Source organism: Mesorhizobium sp. M0659 (assembly GCF_040320605.1).
In the GTDB taxonomy this organism is placed as follows: domain Bacteria; phylum Pseudomonadota; class Alphaproteobacteria; order Rhizobiales; family Rhizobiaceae; genus Mesorhizobium.
In genome coordinates, this window is record NZ_JAMYPY010000021.1 from 31,874 (window position 1) to 45,491 (window position 13,618).

13 protein-coding genes are annotated in these 13,618 nt (G+C 63.5%); 12 read left to right on the plus strand and 1 reads right to left on the minus strand.

Translation table 11 applies throughout. The features are described from left to right. Positions 1-41: 41 nt before the first annotated feature. A complete protein-coding gene (locus NKI31_RS25970; protein ID WP_156929750.1) occupies positions 42-635 on the plus strand; it encodes a hypothetical protein in 594 nt (197 codons plus the stop codon). 16 nt (positions 636-651) lie between these two features. Here the strand turns inward: NKI31_RS25970 and NKI31_RS25975 are convergent, their stop codons facing one another. Next, complete coding sequence (locus NKI31_RS25975) at positions 652-1,614, minus strand: sugar-binding transcriptional regulator (protein WP_023668527.1); 963 nt, start codon at positions 1,612-1,614, stop codon at positions 652-654. A 284-nt stretch (positions 1,615-1,898) separates the two neighbouring features. Between NKI31_RS25975 and NKI31_RS25980 the strand changes: the two genes are divergently transcribed. The 11 genes from NKI31_RS25980 to NKI31_RS26030 all read left to right on the plus strand — a co-directional run bounded on the left by NKI31_RS25980 (position 1,899) and on the right by NKI31_RS26030 (position 13,580). Further along, positions 1,899-2,882 carry an ABC transporter permease gene (locus NKI31_RS25980; RefSeq protein ID WP_502899200.1) on the plus strand — a complete coding sequence of 328 codons (984 nt, stop codon included), beginning with the start codon at positions 1,899-1,901 and terminating at the stop codon, positions 2,880-2,882. Positions 2,883-3,011: 129 nt separating this feature from the next. Continuing rightward, positions 3,012-3,950, plus strand: a complete 939-nt coding sequence (locus NKI31_RS25985) for a sugar ABC transporter substrate-binding protein (protein ID WP_023668529.1) — start codon at positions 3,012-3,014, stop codon at positions 3,948-3,950. Positions 3,951-3,979: 29 nt separating this feature from the next. Next, on the plus strand, positions 3,980-5,488 hold the full coding sequence (locus NKI31_RS25990; RefSeq protein WP_352652894.1) for a sugar ABC transporter ATP-binding protein: 1,509 nt from the start codon (positions 3,980-3,982) through the stop codon (positions 5,486-5,488). Between the two features lie 106 nt (positions 5,489-5,594). Beyond that, on the plus strand, positions 5,595-6,359 hold the full coding sequence (locus NKI31_RS25995; protein WP_023684416.1) for an SDR family oxidoreductase: 765 nt from the start codon (positions 5,595-5,597) through the stop codon (positions 6,357-6,359). After that, a complete protein-coding gene (locus tag NKI31_RS26000) occupies positions 6,337-7,155 on the plus strand; it encodes an SDR family oxidoreductase (RefSeq protein WP_050593112.1) in 819 nt (272 codons plus the stop codon). The genes NKI31_RS25995 and NKI31_RS26000 overlap by 23 nt, the downstream gene beginning before the upstream one ends. Before the next feature lie 425 nt (positions 7,156-7,580). Beyond that, positions 7,581-8,555: an ABC transporter substrate-binding protein gene (locus NKI31_RS26005; RefSeq protein WP_023738441.1), complete on the plus strand. Its 975-nt coding sequence runs from the start codon at positions 7,581-7,583 to the stop codon at positions 8,553-8,555. A gap of 69 nt (positions 8,556-8,624) precedes the next feature. Further along, positions 8,625-9,704, plus strand: a complete 1,080-nt coding sequence (locus NKI31_RS26010; RefSeq protein ID WP_023830327.1) for a quaternary amine ABC transporter ATP-binding protein — start codon at positions 8,625-8,627, stop codon at positions 9,702-9,704. Then, positions 9,701-11,680 carry an ABC transporter permease gene (locus NKI31_RS26015; protein ID WP_352652896.1) on the plus strand — a complete coding sequence of 660 codons (1,980 nt, stop codon included), beginning with the start codon at positions 9,701-9,703 and terminating at the stop codon, positions 11,678-11,680. The genes NKI31_RS26010 and NKI31_RS26015 overlap by 4 nt, the downstream gene beginning before the upstream one ends. Before the next feature lie 7 nt (positions 11,681-11,687). Next, positions 11,688-12,488 (plus strand): hypothetical protein, encoded by an 801-nt coding sequence (locus NKI31_RS26020; RefSeq protein WP_352652897.1) that lies wholly within the window; start codon positions 11,688-11,690, stop codon positions 12,486-12,488. A gap of 4 nt (positions 12,489-12,492) precedes the next feature. Then, the gene (locus NKI31_RS26025; RefSeq protein ID WP_352652898.1) at positions 12,493-12,630 is read left to right on the plus strand and encodes a hypothetical protein; all 138 of its coding nucleotides are present in this window, start codon (positions 12,493-12,495) and stop codon (positions 12,628-12,630) included. Between the two features lie 155 nt (positions 12,631-12,785). Continuing rightward, entirely contained in the window at positions 12,786-13,580 is a 795-nt protein-coding gene (locus tag NKI31_RS26030) for a hypothetical protein (protein ID WP_352652899.1), read from the plus strand. Positions 13,581-13,618: the final 38 nt, after the last annotated feature.

Below are 13,618 nucleotides of genomic sequence, written 5' to 3' on the forward strand. Positions count from 1 at the left end.
ATTTTGCGTCCTGCCCGGCCAATGCTAGACTCATCGGGCTCATGAAAGCAGTATTTCATCTTGCCGCCCTGCCCTGGATTGTCGCGCTTGCGGCAGCTCCAATGACGGCGCGTGCGCAGGACGAGCCGCCCTTTGAGGTCACGCTCGACATGGACAATGACGGCCGGATGGATCGGGCCGCGATCGCGGCGGATTCCGACACCGGGCTGGCGGATCTCTCGATCTATCTGGCTGCCGGCGAAGGAAAGCTCGATCCTTCGCGCAAGCCTGATTTTGTCAAAAAGGCGCTGACGCAGGACCGTATTCTCGGGTTCGAAAGCAAGGGCAAGGGATCGCTTGTCGTCACCTCGTGCTTCGGCTGCGGCGCCAACAAATCATGGGATGCGACGCTGACCATCGTCTGGCGCGGCGGTAAATTCCTTGTCGCCGGCTACAGTCGCGACTGGGACTGGAATGTGCAGAAAGCCGACGGCTCGGTCGAGACGACGCTGGGCGGCTGCGACATCAATTTTCTCACCGGCAAAGGCACCGCTTCAAAGGACCTGGACGACGGCAAACCGGTCGCGGGAAAATTCGTGCCGATCGCACTGGCCGACTGGTCGGACGACAGTCGTCCGGAGCCCTGCGAATTCTGACCGAGGCCGACAGCGCTCAACGGTTGAGTAGGCCTTTGGCCGCATCCTCATCGGTAATGAGCACCGAAATCCTGGTGTTGGCGAGCGCCGCGCGCATGACGGCGACCTTCTCCTGACCGCCTGACACCAGGATGATGCTCGGAATATCGGACAGATCCTGCAGCGGATAGGCGCAGACGCGGCGGTTGACCTCATGGTCGACAGGGTGGCCCTCGGCGTCGATGAAATGGCACAAGAGGTCGCCGACCGCGCCGGCCGCCTGCAATTCCTCGAGTTCGCTCGGTTTGATGAAGCCGTAATTGGCGATCGGGCTGTCCTTGGAAAACGAGCCGACGCTGAGCACGGCGATGTTGGCGCGGCGCGCGCGGAAGACGACATCCTGAACGCTGCGCTGGCTCATGAAGGCATCGCGCTGTTCCGGCTTGTCGGCATAGACCGGCACCGGCAGCAGGAAACATTCAGCGCCGATCTTTTCGGCGAACTCCCAGGCGCTTTCGGTCGGGTTGAGCGGCTGCGCGTGGGTAAGGCCGCCGAGCATCGAGACGACCGTCGTCCTGGCAATCGGCCGCCTCGGCAATTCGTTGATGGCGAATTTCAGCGTCCGGCCCCAGCCCAGCGCAATGACGTCGCCGGCATTGACGTTGTCGGCGAGATAGGCGGCAGCCGCGTGGCCGATCATCAGCGGCGCGTTGCTGCGGTCGGCGGCCGACGGCACCACGACCGCCTGGCTTAGCCCAAAGCGCTGCTTCAGGCTCTCCTCGAGCTGCACGCATTCGACGACACTGTCGCGAATGCGGAACTGCACGATGCCCTCCTCTCGCGCAGCGGAGAGAATGCGGTGCACCTTGATGCGGCCGACGCCGAGGATCTCGGAAATGCGCTCTTGCGTCAGACCTTCGACATAGTAATGCCAGGCGGCCCGGGCCTTGAGCTCGGCATCGGGGAAGCGCGAGGCCTTCTCGTTTTCGACGGTCGCCATCTTTTGCCCTCCCGCGGCAGATTTCGGAAATCTTTCCGCAAGCGCCGCCCCCTGGCCTTCCCTAGGACAAACCGCCCTGTGGCGCAAACCACCGCCGAATGGCGCAACGGCTCTTGACAATTTTCTAATGAACAGTTTAGCTGAACAAAATTGCATATCAAAGATAAATTGTTCACAGGGAGGTGCCTGGTGAACAAGAGCGGACGGCAGGCCATCGTCGTTTCGCTGACGGAGGAGACGAAGTGGCCGTGAGTAATGATGCAAGCGAGTCGAAGGCTGGCGAGTTGAAAGCCGCGCCCGGCACTCAAGGTGGGACGGCCGCGAAGCTTTCGGCGCTGTTTGCCGGAACCATGGGGCCGCTGATCGGGCTGCTGCTGCTTTGCCTGGCGCTGACGCTGACCACCGACACGTTCCTCACCGTGCGCAACATCCTCAACGTACTTGACCAGATCACGGTGCTCGGCATCATGGCAATCGGGATGACGCTGGTGATCCTGATCGGCGGCATCGATCTCTCGGTCGGCTCGGTGCTGGCGCTGGCCGCCATGGTGATGGGCTTTGTCTCCCACCCCGACTATCTCAATCTCGGCCTTGCGGCCGGCGTCGTCGCAGCACTGGTCGTCGCCGGCCTTTGCGGACTGGTGTCCGGCCTGCTGGTGACCGTCACCCGGCTGCCGCCGTTCATCGCGACGCTGGCGATGATGTCGGTGGCGCGCGGTCTTGCCAATATGATCACCGACGGTTCGCAGATTGTCGGCTTTCCCGACTGGTTCACCAGCCTGTCGATCATCCGCCATTTCGGCTTCCTGTCGGTCACAGTCGGGGTGATGATGGTGCTGGCGATCGTCTTCGCCATCTTCCTCAACTACCGCGCCACCGGCCGCAGCCTTTACGCCATCGGCGGCAGCGCCGAGGTGGCGCGGCTCTCCGGCATTCCGGTGAAGTCACTGACCAACTGGGTCTACGCCATCTGCGCCGTACTTGCGGGTCTTGCCGGCATCGTGCTCGCCGCGCGGCTGGATTCGGTGCAGCCGAGTTCCGGCCTCGGCTATGAGCTCGACACCATCGCGGCGGTGGTGATCGGCGGCGCCAGCCTGTCGGGCGGCATCGGCTCGATCGGCGGCACCGCGGTCGGCGTACTCATCATCGGCGTGCTGCGCAACGGGCTCAATCTGCTCGGCGTCTCGCCCTTCATCCAGCAGGTGGTGATCGGCGTGGTGATCGCGCTGGCGGTCGCCAGCGATACCTGGCGGCGCAGGGCGCGATAGAGAACGGGGCACAATTGAGAATTCGCCCGGAGCGTCCGGGCGATAGACGGATCGGTCGATCCGAAACTGGGATGTTCCAAGGGGCGCGATGCGCTGGCGGGACAGTTTGACTATCAACGGAGGAAAAACATGCTGACCAAACGTTCACTGCTGCTCGCCGCTGCCGCCATCATTCCTATGCTCGGGCTGACCGACATGGCCTCGGCCAAGGAGGCCAAGAAACTCGGCCTCGCCGTGGCCAATTTGCAGGCCGACTTCTTCAACCAGATCAAGCAGTCGGTCGAAGCCTACGGCAAGGAGAAGGGCATCGAGATCGTCACCGTCGACGCCAAGGGCGATTCAGCGACCCAGGTCAGCCAGGTGCAGGATCTGATCACGCAGAACATCGACGCGCTGATCTACATTCCGGCCGGCGCCACAGCCGCCACCGTGCCGACCAAGACCGCCAAGGCTGCCGGCATCCCGGTCGTCAATGTCGACCGCAACGCCGACGGCGCGCCCGGCGACACCTTCATCGCCACCAACAGTGTCGCCTCGGCGCAGGCGGTGTGCGACTACATCGCCAAGCAGGCCGGCGGCAAAGGCGAACTGATCATCATCCACGGCCAGAAGGGCACCACGCCGGAAGTGGATCGCTCGAAGGGCTGCGGCGAAGCGCTCAAGGCCTATCCCGATATCAAGGTGGTCGGCGAATTGTGGAGCGAAGGCTGGCACCAGGACGAAGGCTTCAAGCTGACGCAGGACCTTTTGCAGTCGCATCCCGATGTCTCCATCGTCATCGGCCAGGCCGATGCGCTGGCGCTGGGTGCGGCACAGGCGGTCAAGGTCGCCAATCCCGGCCACAAGGTCTGGGTTGCCGGCTTCGATGGCGACGTGGCCGCGCTCAAGGCGCTGAAGGACGGCGTGTTCGACGTCACCGCGACGCAGCAGACGCAAGGCATGGGCCGGCTCGCCGTCGATGCGGCGATCAAGCTGGTGGCGGGCGAGAGCGTTCCGGCCGAACAGCTGCAGGATGCGACGCTGACCACCAAGGACAATGTCGAGCAGTTCATCGCCAAGCATCCGTAACGACCGGCACCGCTTAAGAGAGCGCCACGATGTCTCCTGATCCTCGCCACAGCGAAAGCCCGCACAACGGGCTCTTCGTCAACGGCCTTTGCAAGAGCTACGGACCGGTCCAGGTCCTGGCCGATGCAAGCTTTGAGGTGCGGCCGGGCGAGGTTGTGGCGCTGCTCGGCGAAAACGGCGCCGGCAAGTCGACGGTGTCCAATATCATCGCCGGCTCGACCCGGCCCGACGCGGGCACCATCATCTGGCGGGGGAAACCTTATTCCCCCGCCTCGCCTGCCGCGGCAATCGATGCCGGTGTGGGCATGATCCATCAGGAACTGAAGCTGCTGCCGGATCTGTCGGTGGCGGAAAACGTCTATGTCGGGCGCCTGCCGATGCGCGGCGCCCGCATCGACCGCGCAGCAATGAACGCCAATGCCTCGGCGCAGTTGAAGCGGCTTGGCCTCGACGTCTCGCCCGAGCGCAAGGTGGGCACGCTGCGCATCGCCGCCCAGCAGCAGGTCGAGATCGCCAAGGCGCTGACGCTGAATGCCGAATTGCTGATCTTCGACGAACCGACCGCAGCGCTTGGCGGCGAGGAAACGGAGCTTTTGTTCCAGCAGATCCGCAAGCTCAAGGCGGAAGGCATGTCCTTCATCTATATCAGCCATCGTCTCGACGAGATCGCGCAGATTGCCGACCGCGTGGTGGTGATGCGCGACGGACGCATCGTCGCCCGCCACGAGCGCGCCGATATTCCCGTGCGCACAGTGGTGGAGCAGATGGTCGGCCGCTCGGTCGAGCGGATGTTCCCGCATCTGTCGCCACCTCGCGAGGAGACGCTGCTCGAGGTCGACAACCTGTCCTCGCCGGAGAAGAGCTTCAACAACGTTTCCTTCTCGGTCAAAGCAGGCGAGATCCTCGGCATTGCCGGGTTGATCGGCGCCGGCCGCACCGAACTGGTGCGGGCGATCGCCGGCGCCGATCCGATCTCGTCGGGCTCGGTGCGCGTTGCCGGCAAACCGGTGCATCTCAGCGGGCCAGCGGCAGCCATCAAGGCCGGCGTCGTGCTGGTGCCGGAAGACCGAAAGGCGCAAGGCGTCGTTCTCGACCAGACCATCGGCGAGAATTTGGCGTTCGGCAATTTCGACCATGTCGCGCCGAAAGGCTGGGTGTTTCCGAAAGCGGTGCAGAAATTCGCCGAAGCCGGCATCGCAAGGCTCGGGGTCAAGGGCAAACCTGGCCAGGCGGTCAGCAAGCTTTCCGGCGGCAACCAGCAGAAGGTGATCATCGCCAAATGGGTGTCGCGACCGCCGAAGGTGTTCATCCTCGATGAGCCGACGCGCGGCATCGATGTCGGTGCGCGTGCGGCGATCTACGACGTGATCGCCGACCTCGCCCGCTCCGGCATGGCGGTGGTGGTGGTCAGCTCCGACCTCGAGGAGGTGCTGGGCCTGTCACACCGGGTGCTGGTGCTGAGCCGCGGCCGCCAGCGCGGCATTCTCGACCGCAGCGAGGCGAGCAATGTCGCGGTGATGGAACTCGCCACGAGCTGAGGACAGGAGTCGGAACAAAGCGCAGCAGGTGGTATCCTCCCAAGGACCGGACCGCGCGGGGCGCCAGCAAAGACTGGCGCCCCTTCATTTCAGGAGGGGGAACAACATGAAACTATTCGATCTCAGCGGCGACGTAGCGCTGGTAACAGGCGCCGGCAGCGGCATTGGCCAGGCCATTGCCATCGGACTCGCCGAAGCCGGCGCCGACATAGCCTGTTTCGGCCATGCCTCGAAAGGCGGGCTGGATGAGACCGCGCACAGGATCGCCGCGCTTGGCCGCAAGGCGGTGGTGCTGACCGGGACGGTGACGTCGGAGGCCGACCTGGCGACCGCAGTCGAGCGCACGGAAAAGGAGCTCGGCGCGCTGACCATCGCCGTCAACAATGCCGGCATTGCAGGAGCCGAGGCCGCCGAGACGCTGTCGCTGGAGAAGTGGCAGAAAATCTACGACGTCAATGTCAGCGGCGTGTTCCTGTCCTGCCAGGCCGAAGCGCGCGCCATGCTGACGCGGCGCAAGGGCTCGATCATCAACATCGCCTCGATGTCGGGCTCGATCGTCAATCGCGGCCTGACCCAGGCGCATTACAATTCGTCGAAGGCGGCGGTCATCCACATGTCGAAAAGCCTCGCAATGGAATGGGCCGATCGCGGCCTGCGCGTCAATGTGGTGAGCCCAGGCTACACGCTGACGCCGATGAACAAGCGGCCGGAGGTCGCCGAACAGATCAAGATCTTCGAACGCGACACGCCCATGGGGCGCATGGCGACGCCGGAAGAAATGGTCGGCCCGACCGTGTTCCTGGCCAGCCGCGCCGCGAGTTACGTCACCGGCATCGACCTGATCGTCGATGGCGGCTTTGTCTGCTGGTAGGAGAAGAAAAGTGCAGAAGCGTTTTGAAGGCAAGACTGCGGTCATCACCGGCGCGAGCGGCGGCATCGGCGCGGCGATGGCGAAGCGCTTCGCCGAGGAAGGTGCCGCGATCGTGGTCAGCGCCATCGATACCCGCGTCGAGGACGTCGCCGCCGGCCTTAAAGCGGGGGGCGCCAAGGTCGCGTCGATGCGCATGGACGTGACCAAGAAGGATGAGGTTACAGCGCTTTACGATCTCGCCGAGAAGGAATTCGGCCGTGTCGACATTTCGGTGCAGAATGCCGGCGTCATCACCATCGCCCGGATCGAGGCGATGACCGAGGCCGAGTGGGACAAGGTGATGGCCGTCAACACCAAGGGCGTGTTCCTGTGCTGCCAGGAAGCGATCGCGCGCATTCGCAAGCATGGCGATGGCGGCCGGCTGATCAACACGGCATCGGGCCAGGCGCGGCAGGGTTTCATCTACACGCCGCACTATGCGGCGTCGAAGTTCGGCGTCGTCGGCATTACCCAGAGCCTGGCCAAGGAAGTGGCCAAGGAAAAGATCACCGTCAACGCCATCTGCCCCGGCATCATCGACACGGACATGTGGGCCTATAATGACGCCGCCTGGGGCAAGCTGATGGGTGACTACAAGCCCGGCGAGCTGATGGCCGAATGGGTGAAGAACATCCCGATGGGGCGCGCCGGCAGCGGCGAGGACGTGTCCGGCCTGGTCAGCTTTCTCGCCAGCGACGACGCCACCTACATCACCGGCCAAACCATCAATGTCGATGGCGGCCTGATCATGTCGTGAACGTCAGCTCTGGCGGTTGGCAATCGACCAGTCTGAAATTCCGCAGTGCACAGGGCATCAGCCGTTGCGCCGCATGAACGTTGGTATATATAATTTCATCTCATGAAACGGCCTTGGCGGGGATGGGGCTCGCCGGCCGAGACCATGGGACCTTGATGGCTCGCACGTCTGAGAGCGCCGCTGGAGCGGCGATCGATCTGTTGACGATTGCTCACGCAGCAATCCATCCGATGCCATGACGCGGGCCCGCCCGGCATCACATAAACACCAAGTCGAGCAACCATTTCGCCTGCGCAAGTTGCGGCCGCGGCAATGGCATGGTGCGAACGAACTTGCGCAACGACCCGCCTTTCCAACACAATCAAGAAAAGACGCAAGAAGGGAACGGTCAAGAAATTTCCACATGGTTTGACAGGAGAACAAGCATGTCATTTCGCAGTGTGATTTCGAACCTATCAATAGGAGCCCTTGCACTTGCCGCCGCAAGTGCGCTTACATCACCGGTCCACGCAGCAGCACCCGAATCCAACGACCCGATCAAGATCGCGCTCTTCGACTGGACCAGCGTCAACCTCAACGCCAAGATTCTTGGCGGTATCCTCGAAAAGCTCGGCTATACCGTCGAATATCCGACAGCCGACTACCTCTCCAGCCTGACCACCGGCCTCACCAATGGCGACCTTGATGTCGGCCTGGAGTTCTGGGACACGACGGCCGGCGAAGCGATGAAGGCTTCAGACGCCACCGGCCAGACCGAGCGGCTCGGCAAGCTCGGGCCGAAGGCCAAGGAGGAATGGTGGTTTCCCGAATATATGAAGGAGAAATGCCCCGGCCTGCCCAATTGGGAAGCGCTGAAGGACCCGAAATGCGCCGAGGCGTTCTCGACAGCGGAGACGGCGCCGAAGGGCCGCTATCTCGGCGGCCCGGTAACCTGGGAGGGTTTTGACGACGAGCGCGTCGAGGCGCTGAAGCTGCCCTTCACCGTCATCCATGCCGGCACCGACGCGGCGATGTTCGCCGAACTGGACTCGGCCTATCAGCGCAAGGCGCCGATCATGCTGTGGATCTATTCGCCGCACTGGGCGCCGGCCAAGTACAAGGGCGAGTGGGTTGAATTCCCGGAGTATACGCCCGAGTGCTACACCGATCCGAAATGGGGCACCAACCCGGATGCCAAATATGATTGCGGCAAGCCGCATGGCGAGATCTGGAAATACTCCTGGTCCGGCATGAAGGACAAATGGCCGATCGCCTACAAGGTGACCAAGGCCTACACGATCGACACCGATGAGCTCAACAAGATGAGCGGCGAGATCGATCTTGGCGGCAAGACGCCGGAAGACGTCGCCGCCGCCTGGATCGCTGCCCACGAAGCCGACTGGAAAGCCTGGGCGCAGTGATCGCCTGACTGGAAGCCGGACCCGGCCTAGCGGCCGGGTCTTATCTCCATTTTCCAGAAGGACCATTGGATGACGGAAGCGACTGAACCGCAGGCAGTTGGCACGCCAAAGGATGCGCGGCCGATAAAGCTTGCCTGCCGCAACGTCTGGAAACTGTTCGGATCGAACGCGGCCAGCTTCATCCGCGAGCGTGACGGCAAGGCCAGCATGGCCGATGTCGCTGCCGCAGGACTGGTGGGTGCGGTGCGCGCCGTCGATCTCGAAATACGCCAGGGCGAGATCTTCATCATCATGGGGCTATCCGGCTCCGGCAAGTCGACGCTGGTGCGCTGCATGTCGCGGCTGGTCGAGCCGACCCACGGCAAGGTCGAATTCGAAGGCAACGACCTGCTCAAGATTTCCGATGCGGCGCTGATCGAACTGCGGCGTCATCGCATGGGTATGGTGTTCCAGAATTTTGCGCTGCTGCCGCATCTTAACGTGCTCGACAACATTGCCTTTCCCCTGAGCATCCAGGGCCAGGACCGACCGACGCGCGAAACGAGAGCGCGGGAGGTGATCGATCTCGTGGGCTTACGCGGCCGCGAGCATTTCTATCCGCGCGAACTCTCCGGCGGCCAGCAGCAGCGCGTCGGCATTGCCCGCAGCCTCGCGACCAAGCCGGAGATCTGGTTCCTCGACGAGCCGTTCTCGGCGCTCGACCCGCTGATCCGCCGCGAGATGCAGGACGAACTGATGCGGCTGCAGACCATGCTGCACAAGACCATCGTCTTCATCACCCATGATTTCGACGAGGCGATAAGGCTTGCCGACCGCATCGCCATCATGAAGGATGGAGAGGTCATCCAGACCGGCACGCCGGAACAGCTGGTTGTCAACCCGGCGACCGACTATGTCGCCGAATTCACCCGCGATGTCGACCGCGCCAAGGTGATTTCGGCGCGCAGCCTGATGCGTGCCTGCGATGGCGCCGAGCACGGCGGCACGGTTTTGCCCGACGCCAAGATCGCCAGCTTCTCGGCCAGCATTGTCGCGTCGGGTAAGCCCTTCGCCGTGGTCAACGGCACCGGCAGGCCGATCGGCGAGGTGACGCCGCAATCGGTGATCGAGTTGCTGGCCGGTATCGAGCATACGAGAGCTGGCGCATGACGGTCACGGCAAGCGCCAGCGAAACGAGGCCGCCGGTTCAGCGCTGGCTGCTGATCTGGGCGCTGGCGCTGGCCGCCGTGCTGGTGGTATTCCTGCTGCAGGAGAGGCTGCCATGGGCGGTCGACTATCCGGCCGATGCGGTCGTTCCCGTCGCTGACTGGGTCAGTGCGCTGATGCGCTGGATCAAGTCGAACTTGTCCTGGCTGACCCGCTCGATCACCGCGGTGCTCGGCGTTCCCCTCGATTTCGCGCTCGACCTGCTGGCCAAGAATTTCAAGATTGGTCACGGTGCCGATGCCTATGTCCTGCCGCGCCTGTCCTGGATCGGCGTCTGCGTAGCCGCCTTCATCGCCGGGCACGCGGTGGGCGGTAGAAAACTCGGCATGCTGGTCGGCGGCTGCTTCCTCTACACCGCGCTGTTCGGCCAATGGACCAGCGCCATGCTGACACTGGCACTGATTTCCATCGCGGTGCCGTTCTGCATCGTCACCGGCCTGTTCGCCGGCATCTGGGCGTGGCGCAAGCCATGGGCCGAGCGGCTGATCATCTCCCCTGCCCTCGATTTGATGCAGACCATCCCGACCTTCGCCTATCTCATCCCGATGCTGCTCCTGTTCGGCAACAGCCCGGTCTCGGCGATGATCGCCACCGCCATCTTCGCCACGCCGCCCATGGTGCGAGCAACGATGCTGGGTCTGTCGCGGGTGCCCTCCGAGATCGACGATTTCTCAGAGATGGCCGGCTGCACGGCGCGGCAGAAATTGTGGCGCGTGCTGCTGCCGTCGGCGCGGCCGACACTGATGATCGGCGTCAACCAGGTGATCATGCTGGCGCTGAACATGGTGATCATCGCCTCGATGATCGGCGCCGGCGGCCTCGGCTATGATGTGCTGCTGGCGCTGCGTGCGCTGAAGGTCGGCGAAGCGATGGAAGCCGGGCTCGCCATTGTGGCGCTCGCAATCGCGCTCGACCGGCTGAGCCAGGCGATCGCGCATAAGCAGGCAAAAGGCCACGTTCAACGGCAGGCGAACCAGAGCGTTTGGCGGCGCTATCCCAATCTGTCGCTGGCCATCGCCATCCTGGTCGTGACGACGCTGCTCGGCCTGTTCGTACCGGCGTTCGCAGCGATGCCCAAGGAGATCACCTTCACCACCGCGCCACTGTGGAAGGCGGCGGTGAGCTGGGTGACGATCAACTTCTTCGACGTGATCGAAGCGTTTCGCGTGGCGCTCATCCTCAATGTACTGAACCCGCTGCGCGCCTTCTGCGAAGGCTTTCCGTGGCTCGGCGCGGTGGCCCTGCTCGGCCTCGCCGGCTACCAGTTCGGTGGCCTGCGTCTCGCCGCCCTCGTCGCCGCGCTGACCGCCTTCTGCGCCGTCACCGGCCTGTGGGAAAAGACCATGGCGACGGTTTATCTCTGCGGCATCTCGGCCTTCATCGCTTGCCTGATCGGCATCCCGATTGGCCTGATGGCCGCGCGCAGCGACCGCTTCGAAAAGATCGTCACGCCCATCATCGACACGCTGCAGGTGCTGCCGTCCTTCTGCTTCATCATTCCTGTGGTGATGCTGTTCCGGGTCGGCGACGTCACCGCCATGATCGCCACGGTCGCCTTCGCCGTGGTGCCGGCGATCCGCTACACCAATCACGGCATCCGGCAAGTGCCGCCGGCGCTGATCGAGGCGGCGAAGGTTTCCGGCTGCACGCCGCGCCAGACCTTCTTTCGGGTACAATTGCCACTGGCGTTTCCCGAAATCATGCTGGGCGTCAACCAGACGATCCTGATGGCGCTGGCGATGATCATCATCTGCGCCATGGTCGGCACACGCGACCTCGGCCAGGAAGTCTTCATCGCGCTGTCCAAGGCCGATTCCGGACGCGGCATTGTCGCGGGTCTCGCCATCGCTTTCATCGGCATCGTCGCAGACCGGCTGTTCAATGCCTGGACGGCGAAGGCGCGGGCAAGACTAGGATAATTGTTGAATGCCCAATCCCGGCGAACCGCCTTTTGCCGTACTCGTCTTCGACATGGCCAAGACCGGCGAGCCGGACGGGGAGCACGTAGTTTCGGGGTTTGAGACGCTGGAGGCGGCGACGTCCTACGCCATTGCGCGGGTTCGCGCCTCGGTGGAGGAGTTGCGCAAGCCCGGCATCGCCACTGCTGAGCTTCGCCAGCTCTGGCAGCTCTATGGCGAAGACTGTTCGGTGCTGAACGCCGGAGTGCGCGGCAGCGATCTACTCGACGATTTCATTGCGACGCCGGCGACGCCAGCCGAGTGCAACTGGCAGGCGCTGGCGCCCAGGCTGCGCCGCTTCCGCGCCTCGCTGCTGATCTCCAACGGCAACAACGAATCCGTCTGGGCGGGCGGCTTCTTTCGTTCGACCTACAGGCTGACGCGAGACGGCCTCCTTGAGCGCTTTGGCGACGACGCCATTGCCGCCTTCAAAGCCAAGGGGATCGAGCCGGCGGAGCCGACGAAGCTCATGGTCGCCAATTACTTGGAGCTTCCCGACCCGCCCTACCCGCCGCCGGGCGCGGCACTCCGATCCTGGAAGGTCGAGGTCGGTTTTGTCTGCCACGACGTGAAGTTCGGTGGCGACGCCGCCGGAATCTTCGCCTGGCCGCAAGAGCCGACCGACTGGGCGCTCAGAACCATGCAGTTCCTGCTGATGGCCGACATGATGGCCATGCGCGGCGATGGCCCCGACTGGGCCAACGACTGCGAGATACTAACCGCCAAGGTGACCGAGACGGAGGCGCCTCCCGACTATCCGCTGGATTGAAGTGATGATCATCACCTGCCCCGTGGCCGGCACACGCGATCTCGGCCAGAAAGTGTTCATCGCACTGTCCAAAGTCGCGGCATTGTCGCGGGCTGGCAACAACCTGCCATCGACATCATCGCGGTCGGTCGTCGACCCCTGAGCCGCGAAAGCTCAAGCACGGCTCGGATAGAACGGTTTCGCCTCTTCTGGAGTTCGCCTCTTCTGGAAATGGCAGGCCGCGCTCCAGCTCTTGACTTTGACGCATTTTCGCGCGGGAAGCTGCTTCATCCTCGACCAGCCTGAGCTTGCTGCCGAATGCCCGATCAGCGCGAACCGCCTTTTACTGTCGTCGTCTTCGACATGACCAAGACCGGCGAGCATGTGGTTTCGGGGTTTGAGACGTTGGACGCGGCTACGTCCTACGCGATTGCTCGGGTTCGCGCCTCGGTGGAAGAGCTGCGCAAGCCCGGCATCGCAGCAGCCGAGCTCCGGCGGCACTGGCATATCCATGGTGAGGATTGCACGGTGCTGAACGCCAATGTGCGCGGCAGCGATCTGCTTGACGATTTCATCGCGACGCCGGGGACACCGGCCGAATGCGACTGGCGGGCGCTGGCGCCACGACTGCGCCGTTTCTACGCCGCTGTGAACGTCTTCAACAACGACGGCAAATCTATCCGGGTCAGCGGCTTTTTCCGCGCGACCTACCGGTTATGGCACGCTGGCCTGCTCGCACGATTTGGCGACGACGCCATCGCCTCCTTCAAAGCCAAAGGTATCACGCCGGCAGTGCCGACGACAGTCTCGGTCGACCATCACTTCGAGCAGCCCGATCCGCCGCGCCCGCCGCCCAGCGATATCAGGCCGTTGCTATCCTGGAAGGTCGAGATCGATTTCGGCTGCACCGATGTGAGGTTCGGCGCCAAAACCGACGGCGTCTTCGCCTGGCCCGAGGAGCCGACCGGCCGGGCACTCAACGATATGACACATCTGCTGATGGCTGACAGGCTGTCTATGTACGGCACCGGCCCGGAGGGTGCCTATTATAGCGAATTGGTGTGGGTCAAGGTGACGGAGACCGATGCGGCTCCCGACTACCCTCTGAATTGAAACTGGGCCGGTGCCGGCGCATTGTTTTGCATCACGCC